Here is a 22,739-nt window from a genome sequence, read left to right on the forward strand (position 1 = left end):
TTAATCTTTCAATGCCGCGAGAATTTTCTCTTTTCTTTCGGCTAAGCTCGGATGGGTTGAAAAAACTTCTAAAAAGTAAAATATTATTTTTTCACTCTGAGTTTGAGTTGTATTCTTTTCAATATTCTTTAATGCATATATAAGTAATTCTGGAGATAATTGAGCAGACTGTAAATTTTTTGCAGCAAAGATATCTGCTTCATGTTCAAAGTTTTTTGAATATTTATTTTCTAAAATAGCTCCATAAAATGAAGTCAATGTTGATGAAAAATCGCCAAGGATTGCGGATATAAAAAAGCCAATAAAAGTAGATCTTATTGCTTGTGTAATAGAATGTTTATACTTAAGGTGACCAATTTCATGAAGCAAAACAGCAGTAATTTCATCATTGTCGCAAATATTTATCAATTCATCAGTTATTACAATATTTTCTGAAGTCAGTGCAAAGGCATTGGGGCCAAGGCTTTTGCTTGAAAAAAAATGGAGTTTAAAATTAGGTAAGTTATTATTTTCTTTAATAATGTTAACTCGTGCCAAAATAGATGCTTTTTTTTCTGGTGAAACTTTTGTTTCTTCCAAAAAATTTGTACTTTGGAAATACTCCAAAACATTATTATCAATTTTCTGCAAATATTTATAAGGGATATTATGAGCTAATATATGAGAAAATCCAGGTATTAAAATTTTATATGAAATTCCTAAAAAACTTATTAAAGCAACAGTTAAAAGAAATATTTTGGTTACGCTTTTTTCTAAATTTAAGGAATTAGCATGTTTTTTTATAGAATTATTTTTAATCCATTGCTCTATTTCTTTAGAATTTTTAAAATGGCATTGACTTCCATTCTTAAAGAAAAAATATCTTTCTCCATCCGATATTTGTGTTGTGAATTTAATATTGAATGTAGAATATGCAATGTTTAAATCATTGTTTTGAATAATAAATTCATTATTTTCAATTTTAATTCTAACATTATGAGTTATTGATGACAGTCCATCATAATAATTGCCATCAAATTCTCTATCCATAAATTTATACTCCTATATCAATACCAAATAAACTATTTGTTATTTCAGAAGATTGAGAAAGAATTTCATTACTATTTCCAGTATTTTCATTTTTAAAGATCATTTCTTCATTTATTTCTAAGTATAGTTTTTCAAGAAGTAATTTCTTTAATTTAATTTCAGCAAATGGCATATATAGACCGAAAGTTATGACTATCAATATAGTATTTGTTATGTTTGTAAAAAAATATTTTTTGAAACTAATATTAGTTTCAAAATTGTTACTACAAATAGAAAGATTATTAATAACTAATTTATAAAATGCTAAAATTGTATAAATAAGATTCACAAATACCGTAATTACTGTGGCGATATTAAATACTATACCTGTTGTTTTTTCTGTACCAAATAGTATATTATAAATTACAAATGGAGAAAAAACTAAAATAGAAATGCCAATTAATTTAAAATAAATAAAATAAAATTCTTTTGTTTTAGTATGTATTTTGAAAAATACATCTCCAATCTTAATATTGCTGTATATAATGTCATTATATTTTTTAAGCGTATAAGGGAAAATAATAAATAAAGTAATTAAGTTAAGAAAAATATGGGAAAAAAAGAAAATATAAAACTTTTTTAAATTACTCTGATAATTAAAATGTATTCCTTTGTAGCTTATATTTGTCAAATGGTATTGCATAGATTTTGTAATAAAGAATGGAAAAAGAAGAAATGCAGAAAGAAATACTAGAGCAGCTATATTTGAAGAAAAATATGATACTAAAAGATATAACCCAAAAAAAATTAAGACGAAAATATTTCCTTTTAAAATAGCGATAGGATTTGCATGATAATTGAAATGATTTCCTTGGAACCAACTATTTTGCATAAAGTACTGTGTTTTTCTTACTTTTGCCCAGGCATAATAAATACCGCATGTAAGAATAATTAAAACTGTATTTGTAATCCATATCTTAAAATAATCTATCCCTTTACCCGTAAAATTAAACTGCTCAATTTTTTTTTCTTCCATAACCATATCCATATAAAATAAATTAGCACCGAAATAAAACCAAAAAACTAGATATTTGTTGTTAATTAAATTGTCAATATATTTGATTTTTTTATATAAATAAGAACACTAATATCTATAATTAATGTTTTTCTTCTTGGTCGCAACTAACGCTTTCAAATTGTATAGTAACATGAGTAATTTTATGTTTTTCGGCTAATAATTTTTTTATTTGAAAAAGAAGTTCTTCCGAATTGCTATTTTCACGGTTTACAATATGACAAGTGAAATTTATTTTTCCAGAAGTGATTGCCCAAACATGTAAATCATGTACATCAGTAATCCCATGAATTTCTTTAATTTCTTTTTTAATGCCTTCGATATCAGTTCCTTTTGGAACTCCTTCTAACAAGATATTGAAACTATCAGTGAGGAGACTCCAAGCTCTTGGAAAAATCCAAAGAGCGATTAAAATTGCTATTAATGAATCTACCCATTTTATGTTAGTAAAATGAATAATGATGGCTGCAAGAATGACTCCTACTGAACTAATCATGTCACTAAAAACTTCTAAATAGGCTCCTTTTAAATTCAAACTATGTTCTTTCCCGGCACTTAAAATTTTCATGCAAATAATATTAACAACAAGTCCTGCGATAGCAACCCAAAACATAATTCCAGTTTTAATTTCAAAAGCATCGTGATTAAAAAACCGATTAAATGATTCATATAAAATATATATGCCAACAAAAATAAGTAAAAAAGAATTAAATGATGAGGCTAGTATTTCGAACCGATAATAACCAAAAGTTCTTTTTAAATCCGCAGGTTTTTTCGCAATTTTTATAGAAATATAAGCTATTGCAATTCCTATTACATCGGTAAGCATATGAGCTGCATCGGATATTAAAGCTAAACTACCAGAAATTAAACCAGCAAACAGTTCAATACAAAAAAACAAACCAGTAAGAACTAAAGCAAAGAAAAGTGGTTTTTCCTTTGATACATGTGAATGATGAGGTCCTTCGTGAAAAGTCGTGTTCTTTTTCGGAAACATAAAACTCCCATTTTAAATTGTATTTATAATGTAAAATTTTATGAACTAAAATTCAATTTAAAATTAGGAAATTATGGAGAGATTCTTTAATAATTAATTTGCTATTTTCATTTGTTCAGAAGCTACAGAAGGATCATTTTTGTTTTTATTACTTTTTTTCTTAAAAAAGTTTGAGGTAATAATAGCAAATGCTCCGTTACCTAAAACATTTCCCGAAGTATTGACTGGATCAAGAAGAATATAAATTGCTGTGATTAATCCACTCATTTCACTTGAGAAACCTAAATATTTTTCTAGAATAGGAATCATAACAATAATTCCACCCCCAGGAATACCAGCAACACCAAATTTATTAAAAACAAATAAGATAGAAAAAATAAAAAATGTGGACAAACTAGGAAAAGGAAGGCCAAATGTTGCCATAATTGCAATAGCAATCATAGGCACTGCGATGCTGTCTCCCACTAGATGAACATTGACTGTAGCTGGAACGATAGTGCGTGAAATATCTACTTGGCCAGTATTTTTTTCTGCTGCTTGTAAACTTAACGGCAGTGCAGCCATACTAGACATAGTACTAAAGCCCATCATTCCTGCAGGCAATGCGTTGCGCATAAAAAATAGAAATTTTTGTGGATTAAATCCGGCTGCTGCAAAATAAAGAAAAGAAATATAAAGAACTTCTGCCAATAATATAGCAATTACTAATGGAAAATAAGATTTTATGATAACGCCTAAAATTCCGTCGCTTTCAAGTTTAATGACAAAGCCTAAAGCAAATAAAGGGAGGACTGGCACAAAAAGTTTATTTAGAAAAATTGTAACTGATGATCTTAATTTATTAGCGATTCTTTCAGCTTTTGCACTCTTTATTATTGAGAAAATCACACCTGCAATAAAGCCTGCAAATAAAGAAGTATTATTAGAAATTAAGCTGGGAAGATTTAATTCCCAGAGTGGAACTAAATTACTACTTATATTTTGAGTTTCTTTTAAATCATGGAAATGAGTTAGAGCGTATTTTGAAACCCCATATCCGATAAAAGTTGCGATAAAACCAGAAAGGCAAATAAAAATTAGTAAAATAGAGATAAATTTAAGAACATTCGTTTTAAAAGATAAAAGGCATGAAAAAATGCAACTAAATATTATGAAAGGAAGAATAAATACAAGAATACTTTTTAACGTTAAACTTATAGAATATAATGTTTGCTGAACGACTTCTGGAAGGGAATTCCCAAAAAAGAAGCCGAATAATAGAGTTATAATGAGTTTAAAAATAATACTGTTTAGTAATTTTTTGATAAGCTTAAGCATATTATAACCTTAAGTAAAACGTGGAAAATATTGTGAGAATACCGGGTATCCTTCTGTCCTTAAATATGGCCAGTCATCCTGTTTAACGAAATGAAAAATTGGAGTCAACAAATCATGCAATTGAAAGTGTACTCATGGAATTTAAATGGAATTCGTGCGGCAAAAAAACAAGGGTTTTTATCTTGGTTGCAAAATTCTGCAGCGGATTTTGTGTTTCTCCAAGAAGTTAGAGCTACGGCAGATCAACTAGAATCAGAGCTAATTTCTCCAAATCATTATAAAAGTTATTGGCATCCGGCAGAAAAAAAAGGATACAGCGGTGTAGGATTATATTCTAGAATTCCTTTGCGAGAAAATGATGTCATGTTGGGTATTGGGAATCCTGAATTTGATAGAGAAGGGCGTTTTATAGGTGTTTTTTACAATAATATTTTTTTTGCGCATGCTTATTTTCCAAATAGCCAGCCTGAAGGAAAAAGACTGGATTATAAACTCGAATTTTGTCGTTGTGTTGAAGAAAAACTGCAAGAAATTAGAAAAAAAGGGTTTTCAATAGTTTTAGGAGGAGACATCAATATAGCACATACAGAAATAGATTTAGCGAACCCAAAACAAAATACAAAAAATCCTGGTTTTTTACCTGCAGAAAGAAATTGGATATCACATTTTTTGGAGCTAGGTTATCTAGATGCTTTTCGTATTTTTGAAAAAAAAGGTGGATATTACACTTGGTGGAGTCAACGCCCTGGGGTGCGGGAAAAAAACATTGGTTGGAGGATTGACGCTCATTTCATTAGCGAATGCTTAAAAGATAAAGTAAACAATGCATTAATTCACGACAAAATATACGGCTCCGACCATTGTCCTATTTCTATAGAGATATGCACAGATTCTCCTTAAAAAACTAGCCTCATCTCCAACCTATTAATATGATTAAATTTGTGTTATAGCTAAATGCTTTTCAATTTAGGTGGAGGGTTGTATGCGTAAAATTCTAAGTTTTATTTTTTATGGAATTATTTTATTCAGCTGTTCCTTAGCTGTAGCGAAAGATTTTTTGTCCATTAGTGATATTCACTTCAATCCTTTAGAAATATGCGAGGATCCTGCAAACTCAAATTGTGTACTTTTAATAGAAGAATTGCATGTGACAGAAGCAAATTCTTGGGCAATGGTATTCAAAAAATATAATCAGACCAATAAAATTACCATCTATGGAAAAAATACAAACTATATATTATTTAATAGCTTTCTAGAAGAAATTAAAAATCAAACAACTAAAAAGAAATTTGAATTTGTAATAGTTCTGGGCGATTTTTTAGCGCATTTTTTTATCCAAAATTATAACAAGTATACAAAAGATATGCCAAAAAATAAATATGATAGTATAGACATATTTGTTCAAAAAACTATGCAGTATATTGCATATGAATTAAGAAAATCAATTGGAAATAATATTGAAATATTTCCAGTTTTAGGGAATAATGATTCTTCTGTAGATAATTATAATGTAGATAATCCGAAAAAAAGTAACTTCTATAAAAATTTGCAATCAAATTGGGGTAATTTGAATAAAAGTATATTAAATTCCTCCTCTTTTCTTGAAGGAGGCTACTATATAGCTGATACTGGCTTAACTAACTTAAAAATTATTGCCTTAAATACAAATATTTTTTCAATAAATGCGAAAAGTCAAGATAATATAAATTTAAAGAATATGGCTAATAATCAATTAAAATGGTTAGAAAATATTTTCAAAAAAAATACAAAAGATAATTTTTTAATTATCTCGCATATTCCTAGTGGAGTAGATGCTTATACTACCGCTATACGGATTGAAAAAAGTAAAGATAAAGTTTCTTTTTGGAGTTCTAAAAATTATAATATAGAAAATAATTACTTGAAAATTATTAGCAATTATTCAAACAATATAAATGGTATTTTTGTCGGACATACTCATCATGATGGATTTCAAATTTTAAATCAAGAATTAGGCTTATATACTGTGTCTGTTCCATCAGTAAGTCCAGTGCATTTTAATAATCCAGCGTTTAAAATATTTTCTTTGAATGAGACATTTAATTTAGAAAATTCAGTGACAAATTATTTTGACTTAAAAGAAAAAAAATGGATTCAAGGAACTAGTTTTAACGAACTTTTCGAATCAAAAAATATTTTTATTGGTATCCAGAGTTTAGTTGGAAAGTGGCTTAATCAATTATCTGAACCTGACGAAAAATTTATGAAGTATTTTTTTGTAAATTCTCCTTTTGCAAATCAAATTAGAAGTAAATGGAAATATTATGCTTGTGCAATGAGTGATAATTTAGAAAGTAGTGACTACTTAAATTGTATAAATCAAGAAAACTAATTACTTACTAATTTTTTTATTTCTACTTAAACCAAAAAGAATTAAATTAACTAAATCATCAGTAGGCATTGGTAACAAATGCATAGAAAATTTTAGTCTATTGATATATCGTCTTAAACTCCAAAGTAAACCTTCAAGTAACAAAGTTTTCATTCGAAAAAAACTGCTATATGCCATATTAGCTAATAATACATCACCAAATTTATTTTTTTGAGAAACTAAATAACTTTGTTTTGAACTTTCTTTCCAAGATTCAACTCGCATTAAAAAGCGCCAAATAATTTTTGAACTTAATGGTAATCCTGCAAAAGATGATTCCCAAATATTTGCAAAGCGAAGTGAATACAATTTTCTAGCAGCAATTTGTACTTCACCAATTAATTGAGTTTCATCAATTGTTCTAAGGTAACTGTACTTGCTCCAAGATTCGACAATTTTCCAGTAATCATCTAATGAATTTCTTCTAAGTTGTTCTAAACATTCTATAGTACAGAAGCTTCTGGCAATACTTGCAAGTTTAACAAATTCTTGTCTTTCTTTCAGCCATTTTTTAGTTGGAGTTTCTATGACATATCGAACTGTAGCAGGTCTGACTTTATCAACAATTTCAATATAAAGATCACTTGTAATTAATAAAGTTTGTCCATCTTGACTCATTTTTAAATTAGGATGATCTTCAGGAGATACCCTGCGAAAATGAATATTACAAACATTTGCTTTAGAGAGATCTCTTACATAGGAATTTAACGTTTCTAAATCTCTTTCATCAAGCACTGGTCCTATATCAAATTCAGGTAATTGGCGAGTAAATTCAAAAAGAGTTGATAAAATAACTTTAGAAACTCTTAAAATTCCTACATCCCAAACTGTTCCTATTAATTCTTTTAAAGTAAATTGATTTCTGAGAATTAAGCCAAAATTATTTCTTACTGAGATAGATGATGTTGTTAATGCTATTTGGCTCAATCCTCTCAAAGCTGCTTGAACTTGAACTTTTAAATCAATTTGGTTTTCACTTAATGTTTTAATAAATTCGCCAACAAATCTTGTTAAGCTTGCACTTCCCATTGATAAATTTAAAAATTTACTTAAATCTTCTATAATAGCATTTGAATGTAAAGTTTCTGGAAATTCAACCAAATGATGAAGTGTTTTATAAACTCCTTCAGCATCTCTTAACAGTAATCTATAGATTAAATGTTTAAATTCTTGTCTTGTCTTAAGATCCCATAAAAAGCAAGGATTTAAATCAATCATAGATGTTTGATTTGTAATATCATCAAATAAAATGTTACCTGGATGTGGGTCTGCCCAGACTACTCCTTTTGTAAATACAAGATCAATATATGATGTTGCAATATGATCTGCTATTTCTCTACGTTCAAGATACTTTGCTTGAACAATTTTTGTAATTTTTATACCAGGCATTTTTTCCATAAAGACAACGGTTTGGGTAGATAAAAAATATCTTGGTACTTTAATAAAATCAATACTTTCTAAAGCATTGCGTACTTTTTCTGCATTTTGCTCTTCTTTTGTAAAATCAAGTTCTTCTTGACTTTGTTTATGATAATTAAGAACAGATCTGCGCAAGGTAGAAACAATTCCAAGCAGCTCAGAAGCTGTATCGGTATCTATAGAACCATCTGTTAAAATCAATTTATTTGCTTCATCTGTTAATTTTAATATATGTTCACATTGAGTAGCGAATATTTCTTTTAAATTTGGCCTTTGAATTTTAATTAATACATTTTCAACATTGAATTTCTCTTTTCCTAGGGGTGTTAATTGAAATAAATAAAGAGCTCCCACGCTTGCGCTTGCAAAATGTTTAATTGGGATTTGCGGAATTTGGAGATATGGTTTCCATTCTAGATATAAGGGTTGATTTAATGTTTCTATTAAAAATTCCCAAGATTTTTCTATACTGGGAAAAATTCCTCCTGCTTCATCTTGTGTTGTTCTAAGTTCTCTTGCTAAACTTGGTGGACAAAGTTCAGAAATAACTTGTGATATTTTTACGTAAAGACCACCCATTTCTTGAATTGCAATTGCTATTACTCTTCCATTTGAAAATTCATTATGCGGTGTACATGCAATAGATAAAATTGCATTTATGCAACTTTCTCCTGGAATAGCTTCAATAGCTCCTCCTAAAATAGGAGCTAAAACTTTTCCTCTTGGATCAGTAGAAAGAGTTTTCTTTAATAAAGGTAACACTTTTTCTTTATAGACAGAATCTAATATTTCTTCTGCTAAAATATATATTTCTTTTCGCTCTTCTTTTTTTAATTGAAAAAGTGCGTTAAAGAAAGTTTCTTTTAAGTTTGGAAATCGTTCAGCAGCCTGAGTTGACAGTGCTGGAATAATTTCAACAATCCCAGCAATTCTTTCTCCTAAAGGCCCAAATGCAGCTTTTAATATTTGGGGTTGATTAAATAATGCTATCAATTGTGGATTTTTTTCAATTGTCAAACAAACCATTTCTATAAAAGGTGCTAAAAGTTCTTGCGTAACATCTGTATCTGTCAATATTTCTGTTGATAATTCGCCAATATTTTCTTGTAGAGCTTTTATTGACTTTTCGATTTGAGTAAGCAATGAATCACTTTGAGGAAAGAGAGCTTTAGTAATTCCTTTTATTAAACTAAAACGTCCATATTGAGTTTTAGATGAAGATATTGGAGTTACGGCAATTTCAGCAAATACAAATGAAAGAAATTTTGAAATTACTACAGATTTATTTCTTATTTTTTGAGTTAACGGAATGACCCAACGATAATCTAAAGAAGCTACTTTTTCTAAGCTTTCTTTATAATTATTTTTTTTGTGTTCAATATTTTGTTTTTTCTTTTTGTTTTTTCCAAATTGCATTTATCTGAATCCTTTATTAGGGATATGGCTGTGCTAGTCAGTCATACCTCTTCAATAGAATTGTTGACATCATTTAAGCATTTTGCGACCCCTGTGTCAGATAAATTTTGGAGGCTGAATTTTCACTGCCAACCAAAGGAAGGAATGAAATGTTTGCAAAAGTTCTAGGCGCTCAAATACGGAATGAATTCCCAATTTTTAAAAATAACGAAAAAAAAGTGAATGGACAAATTTTACCTTTTGTTTATCTTGATTCCGCTGTTTCTAGTCAAAAACCAACGGCCGTTATTCAAGCTATGGTTCGGCATATGGAGTCTGATTACGGTTCGGTTCACAGGGGAGCATATGGTGTTTCGATACGTTCTTCTCAGCAATTTGAGGAAACACGAAGCATTGTTGCGTCTTTTCTTGGTTCTACAGTCCGGGCTGAACAAATCGTTTTTACTAAGAGTACAACAGAAAGTTTAAATATTCTTGCAAATGGAATAGCCGAGGTTTACCTCGATGAGAAAAGTAGAATTGTCACAACCGCAATTGAACATCATGCAAATTTAATTCCTTGGCAACAGGCCGCATTAAGAAAAGATTGTGAATTAGCTTATATTTCTTTGGAAGGAATAAATTCTGAGAAATTAAAATTAAATTTAATTGAAGCAAAAAAATTAATAACAGCAAATACTAAAGTCGTTTCTTTAGCGTATGTGGGAAATGTGCTAGGTCAAATCAATCCCATTGAAGAAATTATAGAGTTAGCAAAAAAGGTGGGTGCTTTAGTTGTTCTAGATTGTGCTCAAAGTATGAGCACTCATTCAGAAGATTTATTTGCACTTGGTGCTGATGCTATCGTATTTAGTCCGCATAAAATATATGGCCCTTCAGGTATTGGTGTTCTTGCAATGAGTGAAAAACTTTTAGCAGAATTGCCTCCTTTATTGTTTGGCGGAGGAATGATTTCATCAGTTACCTTGGAGGAAAGTTTGTGGACGACAGGTCCTGCGAAATTTGAAGCTGGAACCCCAGCTATTACTGAAGCCATAGGTTTAAAATCCGCTATTCTGTGGTTAGAAGAATGTGGAAGAAAAAGAATTCAAGAGCATGCGCAAAATTTAGCACACCAGTTTGCAGAAGGTCTCCAAAAAATCCCGAATATTGAAATATTTAGCCCTTTAACTGGCAAAGAGACAATTATCCCATTTCGGCATAAAAAAGTGCATGCGCATGATCTTGCTACCATTTTAGATTATAGCAATGTTGCAATGCGGGCTGGGCATCACTGTGCTTGGCCTCTTATTCGTAGCTTGGGTGTCGATGCTCTCGTCAGAAGTAGCTTTGCTGTCTATTCGGATAGCGATGATGTAGAAATAGCCCTTGAAGCTATAAAAAATTCTTATAAATAGTGATAGATTTATTGTAAATATTTATATTATGTTGATCTAGCGTCGCAATTGTCGATCTTATGTATTTGAAGTGGTATCCCTTAATATAGGTTGTATTTTGACCTAAAGTGATAAGAATTTTGGAGTTTTGGAAGTATGTCGGAAAACCTGCAATCATCACAGACGATAGAGCTAAATTCATTGTATCAGGAAGTAATCGTTGATCATTCAAAACGTCCTCGTTTTAAGTCAAAACAATTTCCTTGCCAATTTTGTCAAGAAGGGAAAAACCCTTTGTGTGGTGACATGATAACCGTGTTTTGTAACATTCAGACTAAAGAAAACTCTTTTCCACTTCTCTCTATTGGATTTGACGGTTCTGGATGCTCCATAAGTCAAGCTAGCGCAAGCATTATGTGTGAAAAACTCCAAAATGTTACTTTATCTCAGGCACAACAAGCAATTCAATTAGCCGAACAAATATATACTGGAAAAGTAACAGTTAATTCAAACGATCTGGATGAAGATATTGAAGCGTTAAATGGCGTAAGTAAATTCCCTGTAAGAATAAAATGTGCCGCGTTACCTTGGAAAACTTTGGATCTTCTTCTAAATGATAGCTTTGATGAAAAAGGCATGCCAAAAAGTGGCTGTGATAAAAACGAAAATTGTGCAAAATCTAATAATAATAAACGCAAATTAAAAATTGTAACAACAGAAGCTTAGAATTTGTTATTTTAGGAGATCGTTCCAAATGTTATCCATCAAAAACTTAAAGGCATCAGTAGGTGAAAAAGAAATTCTTAAAGGAATAAACCTTGATGTTCCAAAAGGCGAAGTACATGTCATTATGGGGCCCAACGGAGTAGGTAAATCCACTTTAGCACATGTGCTAATGGGCTCAAAAGCTTATCAATTATCTAATGGTCATATCTATTTAGATTCTGAAGACATTAGTCAATTAGATACTGCTGAAAGAGCAAAAAAAGGAGTGTTTCTAGCATTTCAATATCCCGTTGCTGTTCCAGGACTTCGCTTGTCTGAATATCTCAGAAATTTATATAATATTCGCCATGAGAAACAATTAAGCGTTTCTGAGTTTAGAAAAGTTTTGAAAGATAAACTCCAGCTTTTAGAAATCGACAGAGTAACTTTACAAAGATATTTAAACGATGGGTTTTCTGGCGGTGAAATGAAGCGTTTTGAAATGCTTCAACTACTATTGCTAGAACCAAAATTAGCTATTCTTGATGAAATTGATTCTGGTGTGGATGTCGATGCGCAAAAAATTGTAGCTAATTGTATAAATCATGTCGCTAAAGAAACAAAAACTAGTTTTCTTATTGTTACGCACTATCAGCGCCTTCTAAGTTTTATAAAACCTGATAAAGTACATGTTGTTTTAGACGGGATAATTCATCGTTCTGGTGACATGTCTTTGGTAGATGAGTTAGAACGTAACGGATATGATCATATTCGTCAAAATCATCCTACAGTAACTTTATAAGTTTAAAGTTTGCGAGGAATAGTTATGCAGAAGAAAAAAACAAACGAACAAGATCCAAATCTAGAAGCAAAATCTCAATTAAATATTCTTGATGATTATAAATACGGATTTCATGTTAAAGAAAATTATGTGTTTAAAGGAGCAAAATCTGATAAAGGTTTAACAAAAGAAATTGTTACTGAAATTTCTAAGTTCAAAAATGAACCTGAATGGATGCTTGAATTTCGCTTAAATGCTTTAAATATATTCCATGAAAAGCCTATGCCTACTTGGGGTGATACAAAAGCTTTAAATGAAATTGATTTTACAAATATTCACTATTTTGTCCGTCCTACTGAAAGAGTTGGAACGAGTTGGGATGAAGTTCCAACAGAAATTAAAGATACTTTTGATCGCTTAGGTATTCCAGAAGCAGAAAGAAAATTTTTAGCAGGAGTTTCTGCCCAGTTTGAATCTGAAGTGGTTTATCATAGTATGCAAAAACAACTTGAAGAAAAAGGCGTACTCTTTTTTGATATGGATACTGGTCTCAGACTTTATCCAGATATTGTGAAAAAATATTTTGGATCAGTTATTCCTTCCCATGATAACAAATTTGCGGCCTTAAATTCTGCAGTTTGGAGTGGTGGAAGTTTTATATATGTTCCTAAAGGCGTTCATGTCGATATCCCTTTGCAAGCTTATTTTAGAATTAATACTGAAAATATGGGACAATTTGAAAGAACTTTAATTATTGCAGATGAAGGTTCTTCCGTTCATTATATCGAAGGTTGTACTGCGCCTGTTTACCGTTCTGACTCCTTACATTCAGCTGTTGTCGAATTGATAGCAATGAAAGGTGCAAAAATTCGCTATACGACAATTCAAAACTGGTCAAAAAATATATTTAATTTAGTTACCAAAAGAGCATACGCTTATGAAGATGCCTTGGTAGAATGGGTTGATGGAAATATTGGCTCTAAATTAACAATGAAATATCCTGCTGTTTATTTAATGGGGCCTAGAGCTAGAGGTGAAATTTTATCTGTTGCGTTTGGTGGGAAAGGTATGCACCAAGATGCTGGCGCAAAAATTATCCATGCAGCACCTAATACTACAAGTGTAATTACATCAAAATCTATTTCAAAAGATGGCGGTTGTACCACTTACCGTGGGCTTGTAAAAATTCCTAAAGGTATTGTTGGTTGTAAAAGTAAAGTGCAATGCGACGCTTTGTTAATGGATGAGAAATCGTCATCCATAACTTATCCAACTATGGAAATTGAAGAGCAAATTGGTACAGAAGTGGGACATGAAGCGAGTGTAAGTCGTGTCAGTGATGACCAAATTTATTACTTAACAAGCCGTGGTTTTTCGGAACGCCAAGCAACTTTGATGGTTGTAAATGGATTTATTGAAGCCTTTGTTAAGGAATTACCAATGGAATATGCGGTTGAGTTAAATCGATTGATTGAAATTGAATTTGAAGGAGTAGGTTAAATATTATGACATTGGATTATTTTGATGGAAAAAAATTATCTTTGTGTCCAACTTACCCTGAAGAAAGTTGGCGAAAAACAAATCCTGAAATTTTCTTTTTACCAGAAAATGAAGTAATTAATTTCGAAGGAAATAATACCTTAGAAAACTTACAGAATCATTTTCTTCCTTGGAAGGTTGCATTTCGTAGTGAGAATCTATTATCTGATAAAATTAATGATTTAACTGAATTTCTCGGAAGTAGTAGTATAGAAATAATTAAAAATGAATTGGCTAGAATTATATTTGTTGAAGTATTTCATGGCCGTGTAGATATTTCTGCTTCAAATTCATTAAAATCAAGTGTTGAATATTCTTCAAAACCTTCAGAAATTGAATCAATTGCTCCCAATAGTGATATTGGTTTTGCTTTAGCTAGTCGTCTGAAAGCATCTTCTCCGCATGAATTTTGTATCTCTATTAATAATAGTAATAATAATGAAGTTCCTTTAATAATTGTGAAAAATAATACTTCACCTGATTTTTCTCAATCTTATTCTGCTATGAAAATTGAAATAGAAAAAGGGAGTAGAGCCGATTTATTATTAATAGATGGTCGTGCACCGTTTAATTATCATAGACATTCTATTGTAATTCATGAGAAAAGTGTATTAAATCAATTTTGGCTTCAATACTCTAGCAACGAAATGAATAAATCTGTTTCATTATATGAACGTTCAGTTAAGTTATCAGCTAATGCTACATTTAATGATGCACAGTTATTTTTACCTGAAGGAAACTCTAGAGTAACATCTAATGTAATATTTCAAGGTGAAAAAGGTCAAGCAAATTCTGGTGGAGCTGTTGTTTCGCTCAAAGGAAAATTTGATTATGAACCAATCCAACATCATAAAAAACCACAATGTCAGTCTGCTTTAAATCTTAAAATGATTTTAGCGTCTAGAGCTAGAAGTGTATTTCAAGGTTTAGTGAAGATAGATAAAAATGCTGGTAAAACAAAAGCTTTTCAATTAAATAAAAACCTTTTACTTAGTAAACAAGCTAGAGTTGATGCATCGCCAAGATTAGAAATTTTACCGAATGATGTGGTTTGTAAGCATGGAAGTGCTACTGGTGAAGTTGATCAAAAACAACTATATTATATGGCTACTAGAGGTTTTTCTCCTACTGAAGCAAAAAAACTTATCATCCATAGTTTTGCTAGAGAAACTCTAAATAATTTATCTGAAGCTTCTGTATTGTTACCCATTGCAGAAGCAACATTAGAACATGTGCTTGTAAATACCCTTGATAAGGTTTAAACGGCATGTCTTATTTTAGAGTTTGTTTACTAAGTGATTTGTCTGATTCAAAACCAAAAAAATTTGAAATTGATGGAATTGAGTTATTATTTGTAAAGTCTATTTTTCAATTAGATAAAGTTTGGGCTTTTGATAGTAATTGCAATCATGCTGATAAGCCTTTAGAAAATGGTAGATGGAATGCAGAGAAAGCCGAAATCACATGCCCATTTCATAAAGCTGTTTTTTCAATTAAAGATGGAGGGGAGGTTAAGTCTCCTCCTGCCTGTGTTCCTTTGTCTGTTTACGAAACAGAAATAAGAGAAGAAAATTCTTCTCAGGTTGTTTTTGTAAAATTAGATTAATTGTAAATTAAAGGGGATTATCATGCCTAGCTTTGACATTGTTTCAGAAGTTAGTATTCAAGAAGTAGATAATGCAGTAAATCAGGCGCAAAAAGAGTTGGCTTCGCGCTACGATTTTAAAGGCAAAAAATATGAATTGATTTTAGATAAGCAAAAAGCAGAAATGAAATTAACTGCAGATTCAGAATCACACGTAGTTGCAATGGCCGATATAGTGAATTCAAAGTTACTTAAACGTGGAATTGATTTAGTTTCTTTAGATGTCGAAAAGATAAAACCGGTTGGTGGAATGCAACTATCGCAAAGTATAAAAATAAAACAGGGTATTGAGACAGATGTTGCTAAAAAAATAACAAAAGCCATAAAAGATGCAAAATTAAAAGTAGATACTCAAATTCAAGATAAACAAATTCGAGTTTCGGGAAAAAAAATTGATGATTTGCAATTAGTAATTGCAATGTTAAAAGAAAAGCAACAAGAATTTAAAATACCAATGCAGTTTGTAAATATGAAAAATTAATCTTTTTTGGAAATATTATATCTCCCATTTTGTTATGATAGAGCAAAAAAAAGTATTAATTTATTTTAAATATTCTCTATATTAAAAAAATATTATCATATTTAATTTTTTTCTTTTTTTGCTAAAATTAGAATATTGAAAGAGTTGATCCTAAAGAAAAAATAATTGTACATTCATTTTGTTTAATAAAAAAATTCCTTTAAGATATTTTAAAATAATAAAATAAAGGGGGTTTTTGTTGAAAAATATTTTTAAATGTATAGTTCTTTCAATTTTTTTTATGTTTTATAATTCTGCATTTGCATCTAGAGGATTAATTTTGAGTGCAGACAATTCCATTAACTACTATGAAAATGGAGAATTAATTCGTAAAGTTATTCAATTGCCAAGCAGTAACTACTCAATTTCATATACAGGAGATAATTTTTTTTATGCAAAATATTTTAAAGAGGATAAAAAATATTCTTTACACATTTGTAATTTACTAACTGCTAAATGTAATCCTATCGAAACACCAAAAGAAACAGCTGAAATAGTAGATATTTCATTTTCAGATAATGGATATGGATTAATTGCTAGAACAGATAATAAAATTGACATTTATTTTGAAGGAAGCTATTCATACTCTATTCCGATTGAGGGAAGAGAAATTAAAGGTGTCTCTTTTGTTGGAGATTATTTTTATGTATTACAGGTGAAGGAAAATAGATATAATTGGATTTCATCTAGTATAAAAAAGTGTAGTTTATTAAATTTAATTTGTAGTGATTATATCCAGATTAATCAACAAATAACATCTATTTTTAGCAATGAACAAAATGACATTTTTGCGCTGAGTAAGGACGGTTACATATTTTACTTTTTTAATGGGCAATATCAGTGGCAAAAAAAATTTATAAATTACTATGCAGATAATTTATCTTTTACCGATCAAGGATTTGTTATTCGCCAGCAGTATACTGAAAAAATAAACAATATTTTACAGCCTAGTCGTTACACGGCAAGCTTTTTTCTTTGTTCAATAGAAGAAAATTATTGTGAAAAAATTCAAACAACAAATACTATACCTGTAAAAGGATCTTTTAAGTAATAGAAAAATCTACTAAAAAGCCTTCATGTCTTCTGACATTAAAAACATGGTTTTTAAACATTAAATATTGACCTTTAATTCCCATAATTTCTTCTTCAAAAGTATTATTCTTTTCTAAATTTATCGATTGAAATTTATTAATTTGTTCAGGGAATGGATATTCTATATTTAATATCGTAGGATTTTCAAATAAAGTTATTTCATTTTTTAACTTTAAATGTGTTGGTAATTTAGCTTTGTATTCATCTAATTCTAATAGAGAATTACTTTTTATCCATTGTGATATTTTGGTATAAGTTTCATAAAAAAGAGAAATGGACGGTTTTTCATTTCCGCTTTTGAGCATATTGATCCAATGACTTTTATCATGAATGATTTCTTTTAATTTATGTTCTAATATTCCAGCTTGATTTCTAGATGAAACTTTTGCAAGTAATACAGCGCTTGTTGCTCCTTGATCTATCCAGCGAGTTGGAATTTGAGATTCTCTTGTAATTCCAACTTTAAATTTATCTGTATAAGAGAGGTAGACATAATGTGGTTGATAACAGTATTCATCACCCCAAGTCGGTTCCCGGCAGGTGCCGTTCATGTAGTGACATAAATGTGGACTCATAATGCATTTATCAGCGCATGCTTTATATTTAAAACAAGGAAAGCAAAAGCCATCAAATAGTTTTTTTACAACTTTTGTACATGAATTACAGTTGTAATTTCCTAAATGAAATAATTTTATTTTTCTTTGTTTACCTATTGGAATTATTTTTTCTTTATCAAGAAAATATGTGATATTAATATCAATTGTTTCTTTAGAATTTAATTGTTTGTTTTCAAGTTTTTCTAATGAGAAAGTTGTTGTTCTTGGAATAATTTCGTAATTCATTTTTACTAAAGGATAATTTCTTTTTTGGAGGATATAATTCAAGATTGACACCCTTTTCGTCAAAGTCTAAACATGATGTAACAATGTGTTGATTTCAACACCCGAGCAATTTTTGTAACATATAATATATAGAGCAGTCATGCCGATAACATTAAAGTGTCTGTCATGAAATGGAGCCAAGAAGGTGAAATTTAATAATATCAATATCTTAGATAAAAATGAACCCTCTAAAAAAAAGAAAGTATTTCTTACTGCTTGTAAAACGCTAACAACATTCTGTTTTTTGCCATTGCTAGTGAGTTGTCAAAGCTCTTTAAAGCAATCTGATTTGTATTTATCATCCGAAAATTCTGAAATATATAGTAAAAACAGTAGCATAGATAAAAAGTTAGCAAATAACGAAAAGCAAGAATCAAATCAAAGTACTTCCAGATTTGATGCGAAAAAAGAAAGTAAAAAGCAAGGAATAGTTAAGTCACAAAAGCCACAACAAGCCTATGCTCCGCCAAAAAAGACAAAGCCAGAAGAAGACTTAGAGTTATCCTCTGATAATAATATCATTCCAAGTCCTGACGAAACTGAAGATCTCAATGATAACCTTTCTTTGACAACATCTGATGAGGCTATTTCACTTGAAAAACTTGAAACTTCTGAACTAGCCGGCTTTTCTCAAAATTACTCAACAGGAGAAGGAGCGGAAAACACTCTTATATGTGATGACAACATTTATTATGACTCTTGGAAAGAGCAATTTGACAGTCAATGGTTGGCTAATCACGGACATGAACATAGTTCTGTAGCTCAAAGAAACAAAGCTTTAGCCCTCGCAAGAACAAATGAATATATAAAAATAGTTTATCCTTCGATTGAAAAAACAGGATTTGATTTTCCTGTAGTCATTAATCAACAAGTTTTGCAATGGATTAATTACTTCACTAATCCCGGAAGAAATTATTTTGTTGTCTGGTTAAAGCGAGGAAGGGCATTAATGCCTAAAATGGAGAAAATTTTAGAAGAATATGGTCTTCCTAAAGATTTAAAATATTTATCAATGATTGAATCAGGTTATAACCCAAAAGCTCTAAGTTACGTTGGTGCTGTTGGACTATGGCAATTTATGCCTGCTACAGCTAGGGAAAATGGTTTAATTATTAACGATTACCTAGATGAACGCCGTGATTTAAATAAATCTACTAGAGCGGCAGCTAATTATTTATCTCGTCTTTATTCAACATTTGGATCTTGGCATTTATCTGCTGCAAGTTACAATGGAGGACCAGGTCTAGTCAGAAAAACTCTGAGAAATTATGGAACAGATTCCTCTTTTTTTGAATTAACTTCTATGGGAGTTGTAAATAAAGAAACAGCCGATTATGTACCAAAATTAATTGCAGCTATGATTATCGCAAAAAATCAAGAAAAATTTGGCTTTGATACAACTGATGCTCCGCTGCCAGCACCTACAAAAATTGTTGAAGTAAAACGTTCCATAGCGCTTTCCGATTTAGCTCAAAATTTAAAAATTGATAAAAGTGTATTAGAAGCAATGAACCCAGAGCTGAGATTGGGCATTACTCCTCCAGCGAGCGCTACTGCTGAAGGAAAATTCGATTTGGAAGTACCAGCGAGTCACTATGAAAATGCTCTTTTGGCAATTAATCAGTTACCTGAAGCTTCAAATAAATATATTATTGCTGCAAGAATTCATAGACGCGAATCATTGGTTTCTTTTGCTGCGCGTTACAAAGTATCACAAGCCGCCATTTTACATGCTAACAGTAAGTTAAAAGCTAATGCGCATTTGAGAAAGGGTCAAGTTATATATATTCCTATCTCTTTAGGGAACGGTATGTATGATAAGCTAACTGCACAAAAGTTTTTGGCGAAAAGAAATGCTTCGAAAAAATCACAAATACATCATATTTCTTCAAAAAATAGTAAAATAGTCGCACAAAACGAGCATATAAGTAAGTCTAAAAAAGCTAAATCTTCTTCCATGCAAAAAAGTAAAAAGAAAATTAAAAGCCTAGCTACTGCTCAACAAAAAAGTAGTAAAGGAAAAAAGGTTGCCACATCAGGCAATCGGAAAACTTCTCGCTAGACCTATTTGCCTTTCTAAAATATGTTGTGCTAATCAAATTGAGTCAGGAATCGGAGAGCTGGCAGAGTGGTTGAATGTACCTGATTCGAAATCAGGCGTACTCATTTCAGGGTACCGAGGGTTCGAATCCCTCGCTCTCCGCCATTATATTAAAAGTTTCAATCTTAGATAGTTTCTTTAAAATCTTTATCTGCTATTAATTTTTTTTATTTTCAAAACTTTAAATTATTTTTTAAAATTAAAGGAATATCATTGTTTAATTTATATTAAAGACACTTCAAAAAACTAACTCCCTTTTATTTTTTTTTAATAGTACAATTTTTAAAGAAGACTCTAAAAAATTTATGCTCTTGGAGGAGAAGTGAAGAGTTATGTGTTTTGCTTCTTAATGTTACTAAAAAGTAACTTAATTTTTGCGAATAACTATATGCTAAGAGTTCCTACTTTTGAAAGTAAACCAAAATTTTATAAAAAAAATGGGAAGGTTATTGGATTATGTATTGATGTTTTGTCAGAAATTGAAAAAGTTGAGCCAAAATTGAAATTTACGGGGATGGATGAACAAATTTCAATCGTCCAAATAGAGCAAATGGTAACAGATGGGGAGGCTGATATTTTTCTATGCAATGGTGAAACTGAACGTCGAAATGTAAAATTGAAGAAAGTAAATGTGCCAATATTTCAAGCTCAATCAGTGCTAGTAGCAAGAAGTGAAGACGCTGTTGAAATTAAAAATATCCAAGATTTACAAAAACTCTATCCTAATAATTTAGTTCTTTCATGGAAAGGTACGGAACAAAATGATTGGATACTAAAAAAATCAAAGGTCATGACTGATAGTGGAATATCAGGCACGAATAATATGGAACGGTTGTTTCAAATGCTGCTAACAAATAGAGGGCGATTTTTATTTGTCCAAAAATATACAGCTATAAATAGCATAAAAGAATTAAGTTTGGAAAAGAAAGTTAAAATACTTCATCCACCTCTTTCAGTTTCAAATAGATATATTTGGGTTTCAAGAAAAGTTCCTTTAGAAGCAGTTAACTTAATTGAAAAAGCATTAAATAAATTAAAAGCTAAAAAAATTTTACATGAGCTTGCAAAAAAATACGATATTGATTAATTTTTCTTATAAATTTCATTTGTATTTAAATTTATATGTGACAGTATGCAGAATACGATACATAAAATAGATCCAAGCATAAGAGCATAAAAACCAGCATGCCATCCATATTTGTCTACTAAAAAGCCAAATAAAGAAGTACCTAATGTCGCTCCTAAAATATAGCTCATAAATCCTCTTAATCCTACTGCAGATCCAACTGCAAATTTAGGAACAACTTCCATAGTTTGAACTGAGGCTAAAAATTGTGGAACATAAATAAGGCATCCAACAATCGAGGCAAATATAGTTACCGTATGAACGGATTCACTTTGCCAGTATCCAATAATACATACAAAAATTAATGACATACAAATAATTGCTAAAGGCATAGGTCTACCCTTAAATAATTTGTCTGAAATGTATCCTGCTAATAAAGTAGATGGAATTGCTGCCCATTCAAAAAATAAAAATGCAATACTCATTTCATTTTTAGTGAAATCTTTTTCTTTTAATAAATAAATAGGCAACCAGCTTAACATTCCAAAGCGTACCATATAGACAAACACATCGACGAATGCGACATACCAGGCATTTTTATTTTTAAGAACATATTTTATAAAAATTTGATAAGCGGACATATTTTCAGGAGGGTGTTCTTCATTTTTTTGGTTTGCAGTCATTTTTTCAGGGATAATATCTTTTAATTCAGGCAATCCTTCTTGAGAAGGAGAGCCTTTTCCAAGATAAATAACTAAAAAAGCGATTCCAATTGATATTCCTGCAGGAATAATAAAACTAGAAATTTGCCATTTATCTTGCCCAAGTACAGCGAGGGAACCGCCGATTATAGGAGAAACAACTCCTCCTCCAATATTATGTGATATGTTCCATATGGAGCCTACTCTTCCTCTTTCGGAGCTTGGAAACCAATTTGCAATAGTAATAAATGAGGGAGCTACTCCCATTCCTTGAAAAATACCATTTAAAATAACAAAACCTACAAAAACCCAGAATAAAGAGCTAAATCCTAGTCCTATATTTACAATTGAACAAAGAATTAAACCAAGAGCCATATACATTTTTGGATTAGCTTTATCAGCTAAACTACTCATTACTCCCTTGCTAATTCCATAAGAGATGAGCATGCAACTGCTTAAAAAACCAATTTGAGTATTTGTTAATTGCAATTCGTGCTGTAAATATGGAGTCGAAAGAGTAAAATTGTTACGTACTAAATAATATGATAAATACCCAATAAAAACACTTGAAAGAGCCATAATACGAAATCGGTTATAGGTCTCCTTTATTTTTTCATTGGGAATTTTTACTACAGAAGTTTTTGGTTTTAATATTGAAAACATTTGAACCACCAAAATAGAATTATTTTA

At 30.5% G+C, this 22,739-nt stretch carries 19 protein-coding genes and 1 tRNA gene; 13 read left to right on the forward strand and 7 right to left on the reverse strand.

What is annotated here, in order from left to right:
- The 4 genes from QEJ31_RS12675 to QEJ31_RS12690 all read right to left on the reverse strand — a co-directional run bounded on the left by QEJ31_RS12675 (position 1) and on the right by QEJ31_RS12690 (position 4,397).
- The gene (locus QEJ31_RS12675; protein ID WP_280590639.1) at positions 1 to 1,029 is read right to left on the reverse strand and encodes a M48 family metallopeptidase; all 1,029 of its coding nucleotides are present in this window, start codon (positions 1,027 to 1,029) and stop codon (positions 1 to 3) included.
- A gap of 4 nt (positions 1,030 to 1,033) precedes the next feature.
- Positions 1,034 to 2,044 (reverse strand): YjgN family protein, encoded by a 1,011-nt coding sequence (locus tag QEJ31_RS12680; RefSeq protein WP_280590640.1) that lies wholly within the window; start codon positions 2,042 to 2,044, stop codon positions 1,034 to 1,036.
- A 121-nt stretch (positions 2,045 to 2,165) separates the two neighbouring features.
- Positions 2,166 to 3,080, reverse strand: coding sequence for a cation diffusion facilitator family transporter (locus QEJ31_RS12685; RefSeq protein ID WP_280590641.1), 915 nt, complete (start codon positions 3,078 to 3,080; stop codon positions 2,166 to 2,168).
- A gap of 93 nt (positions 3,081 to 3,173) precedes the next feature.
- Positions 3,174 to 4,397 (reverse strand): cation:dicarboxylase symporter family transporter, encoded by a 1,224-nt coding sequence (locus QEJ31_RS12690; RefSeq protein WP_280590643.1) that lies wholly within the window; start codon positions 4,395 to 4,397, stop codon positions 3,174 to 3,176.
- Positions 4,398 to 4,511: 114 nt separating this feature from the next.
- Between QEJ31_RS12690 and QEJ31_RS12695 the strand changes: the two genes are divergently transcribed.
- Both QEJ31_RS12695 and QEJ31_RS12700 read left to right on the forward strand, forming a co-directional pair.
- Positions 4,512 to 5,297 (forward strand): exodeoxyribonuclease III, encoded by a 786-nt coding sequence (locus QEJ31_RS12695; RefSeq protein WP_280590645.1) that lies wholly within the window; start codon positions 4,512 to 4,514, stop codon positions 5,295 to 5,297.
- Positions 5,298 to 5,379: 82 nt separating this feature from the next.
- On the forward strand, positions 5,380 to 6,768 hold the full coding sequence (locus tag QEJ31_RS12700) for a metallophosphoesterase (protein WP_280590647.1): 1,389 nt from the start codon (positions 5,380 to 5,382) through the stop codon (positions 6,766 to 6,768).
- On the opposite strand, the gene QEJ31_RS12705 is transcribed toward QEJ31_RS12700, so the two are convergent.
- Positions 6,769 to 9,642, reverse strand: a complete 2,874-nt coding sequence (locus tag QEJ31_RS12705; protein ID WP_280590649.1) for an AarF/UbiB family protein — start codon at positions 9,640 to 9,642, stop codon at positions 6,769 to 6,771.
- 149 nt (positions 9,643 to 9,791) lie between these two features.
- On the opposite strand from QEJ31_RS12705, the gene QEJ31_RS12710 reads away from it, so the two are divergent.
- The 8 genes from QEJ31_RS12710 to QEJ31_RS12745 all read left to right on the forward strand — a co-directional run bounded on the left by QEJ31_RS12710 (position 9,792) and on the right by QEJ31_RS12745 (position 17,259).
- On the forward strand, positions 9,792 to 11,039 hold the full coding sequence (locus QEJ31_RS12710; protein ID WP_280590651.1) for an aminotransferase class V-fold PLP-dependent enzyme: 1,248 nt from the start codon (positions 9,792 to 9,794) through the stop codon (positions 11,037 to 11,039).
- Between the two features lie 135 nt (positions 11,040 to 11,174).
- A complete protein-coding gene (sufU, locus tag QEJ31_RS12715) occupies positions 11,175 to 11,744 on the forward strand; it encodes a Fe-S cluster assembly sulfur transfer protein SufU (RefSeq protein WP_280590653.1) in 570 nt (189 codons plus the stop codon).
- Positions 11,745 to 11,772: 28 nt separating this feature from the next.
- Entirely contained in the window at positions 11,773 to 12,525 is a 753-nt protein-coding gene (gene sufC, locus QEJ31_RS12720) for a Fe-S cluster assembly ATPase SufC (protein ID WP_280590654.1), read from the forward strand.
- A gap of 24 nt (positions 12,526 to 12,549) precedes the next feature.
- Positions 12,550 to 14,004, forward strand: coding sequence for a Fe-S cluster assembly protein SufB (gene sufB / locus QEJ31_RS12725; protein ID WP_280590655.1), 1,455 nt, complete (start codon positions 12,550 to 12,552; stop codon positions 14,002 to 14,004).
- Positions 14,005 to 14,009: 5 nt separating this feature from the next.
- Positions 14,010 to 15,305, forward strand: a complete 1,296-nt coding sequence (locus QEJ31_RS12730; protein ID WP_280590656.1) for a SufD family Fe-S cluster assembly protein — start codon at positions 14,010 to 14,012, stop codon at positions 15,303 to 15,305.
- A 5-nt stretch (positions 15,306 to 15,310) separates the two neighbouring features.
- Positions 15,311 to 15,649 (forward strand): Rieske 2Fe-2S domain-containing protein, encoded by a 339-nt coding sequence (locus QEJ31_RS12735; RefSeq protein ID WP_280590657.1) that lies wholly within the window; start codon positions 15,311 to 15,313, stop codon positions 15,647 to 15,649.
- Positions 15,650 to 15,671: 22 nt separating this feature from the next.
- A complete protein-coding gene (locus QEJ31_RS12740; protein WP_280590658.1) occupies positions 15,672 to 16,169 on the forward strand; it encodes a YajQ family cyclic di-GMP-binding protein in 498 nt (165 codons plus the stop codon).
- A 238-nt stretch (positions 16,170 to 16,407) separates the two neighbouring features.
- Entirely contained in the window at positions 16,408 to 17,259 is an 852-nt protein-coding gene (locus tag QEJ31_RS12745; RefSeq protein ID WP_280590659.1) for a hypothetical protein, read from the forward strand.
- Here the strand turns inward: QEJ31_RS12745 and QEJ31_RS12750 are convergent.
- Positions 17,252 to 18,184 carry a DUF2797 domain-containing protein gene (locus QEJ31_RS12750; RefSeq protein WP_280590661.1) on the reverse strand — a complete coding sequence of 311 codons (933 nt, stop codon included), beginning with the start codon at positions 18,182 to 18,184 and terminating at the stop codon, positions 17,252 to 17,254. The two genes, QEJ31_RS12745 and QEJ31_RS12750, sit on opposite strands and share 8 nt — an antisense overlap.
- 142 nt (positions 18,185 to 18,326) lie before the next feature.
- On the opposite strand from QEJ31_RS12750, the gene QEJ31_RS12755 reads away from it, so the two are divergent.
- The 3 genes from QEJ31_RS12755 to QEJ31_RS12765 all read left to right on the forward strand — a co-directional run bounded on the left by QEJ31_RS12755 (position 18,327) and on the right by QEJ31_RS12765 (position 21,369).
- On the forward strand, positions 18,327 to 20,243 hold the full coding sequence (locus QEJ31_RS12755) for a lytic transglycosylase domain-containing protein (RefSeq protein WP_280590663.1): 1,917 nt from the start codon (positions 18,327 to 18,329) through the stop codon (positions 20,241 to 20,243).
- A gap of 52 nt (positions 20,244 to 20,295) precedes the next feature.
- Positions 20,296 to 20,387: transfer RNA gene (locus QEJ31_RS12760), tRNA-Ser, on the forward strand.
- Between the two features lie 217 nt (positions 20,388 to 20,604).
- Positions 20,605 to 21,369 carry a transporter substrate-binding domain-containing protein gene (locus QEJ31_RS12765; RefSeq protein ID WP_280590664.1) on the forward strand — a complete coding sequence of 255 codons (765 nt, stop codon included), beginning with the start codon at positions 20,605 to 20,607 and terminating at the stop codon, positions 21,367 to 21,369.
- Here QEJ31_RS12765 and QEJ31_RS12770 read toward each other — a convergent pair.
- Positions 21,366 to 22,712, reverse strand: a complete 1,347-nt coding sequence (locus QEJ31_RS12770; RefSeq protein ID WP_280590666.1) for an MFS transporter — start codon at positions 22,710 to 22,712, stop codon at positions 21,366 to 21,368. The genes QEJ31_RS12765 and QEJ31_RS12770 overlap by 4 nt on opposite strands.
- Positions 22,713 to 22,739 lie beyond the last annotated feature (27 nt).

The sequence above is a fragment of the Pigmentibacter sp. JX0631 genome (genome assembly GCF_029873255.1).
GTDB lineage: Bacteria > Bdellovibrionota_B > Oligoflexia > Silvanigrellales > Silvanigrellaceae > Silvanigrella.

Bases quoted from the DNA above. Each gene is read 5' to 3' on its own strand.
- QEJ31_RS12730 (WP_280590656.1), top strand. From the start codon at position 14,010: ATGACATTGGATTATTTTGATGGAAAAAAATTATCTTTGTGTCCAACT.
- QEJ31_RS12710 (WP_280590651.1), top strand. From the start codon at position 9,792: ATGTTTGCAAAAGTTCTAGGCGCTCAAATACGGAATGAATTCCCAATT.
- sufC (WP_280590654.1), top strand. From the start codon at position 11,773: ATGTTATCCATCAAAAACTTAAAGGCATCAGTAGGTGAAAAAGAAATT.
- QEJ31_RS12680 (WP_280590640.1), bottom strand. From the start codon at position 2,044: ATGGAAGAAAAAAAAATTGAGCAGTTTAATTTTACGGGTAAAGGGATA.
- QEJ31_RS12740 (WP_280590658.1), top strand. From the start codon at position 15,672: ATGCCTAGCTTTGACATTGTTTCAGAAGTTAGTATTCAAGAAGTAGAT.
- sufB (WP_280590655.1), top strand. From the start codon at position 12,550: ATGCAGAAGAAAAAAACAAACGAACAAGATCCAAATCTAGAAGCAAAA.
- QEJ31_RS12690 (WP_280590643.1), bottom strand. From the start codon at position 4,397: ATGCTTAAGCTTATCAAAAAATTACTAAACAGTATTATTTTTAAACTC.
- QEJ31_RS12695 (WP_280590645.1), top strand. From the start codon at position 4,512: ATGCAATTGAAAGTGTACTCATGGAATTTAAATGGAATTCGTGCGGCA.
- QEJ31_RS12705 (WP_280590649.1), bottom strand. From the start codon at position 9,642: ATGCAATTTGGAAAAAACAAAAAGAAAAAACAAAATATTGAACACAAA.
- QEJ31_RS12675 (WP_280590639.1), bottom strand. From the start codon at position 1,029: ATGGATAGAGAATTTGATGGCAATTATTATGATGGACTGTCATCAATA.
- QEJ31_RS12770 (WP_280590666.1), bottom strand. From the start codon at position 22,712: ATGTTTTCAATATTAAAACCAAAAACTTCTGTAGTAAAAATTCCCAAT.
- QEJ31_RS12700 (WP_280590647.1), top strand. From the start codon at position 5,380: ATGCGTAAAATTCTAAGTTTTATTTTTTATGGAATTATTTTATTCAGC.
- QEJ31_RS12685 (WP_280590641.1), bottom strand. From the start codon at position 3,080: ATGTTTCCGAAAAAGAACACGACTTTTCACGAAGGACCTCATCATTCA.
- sufU (WP_280590653.1), top strand. From the start codon at position 11,175: ATGTCGGAAAACCTGCAATCATCACAGACGATAGAGCTAAATTCATTG.
- QEJ31_RS12735 (WP_280590657.1), top strand. From the start codon at position 15,311: ATGTCTTATTTTAGAGTTTGTTTACTAAGTGATTTGTCTGATTCAAAA.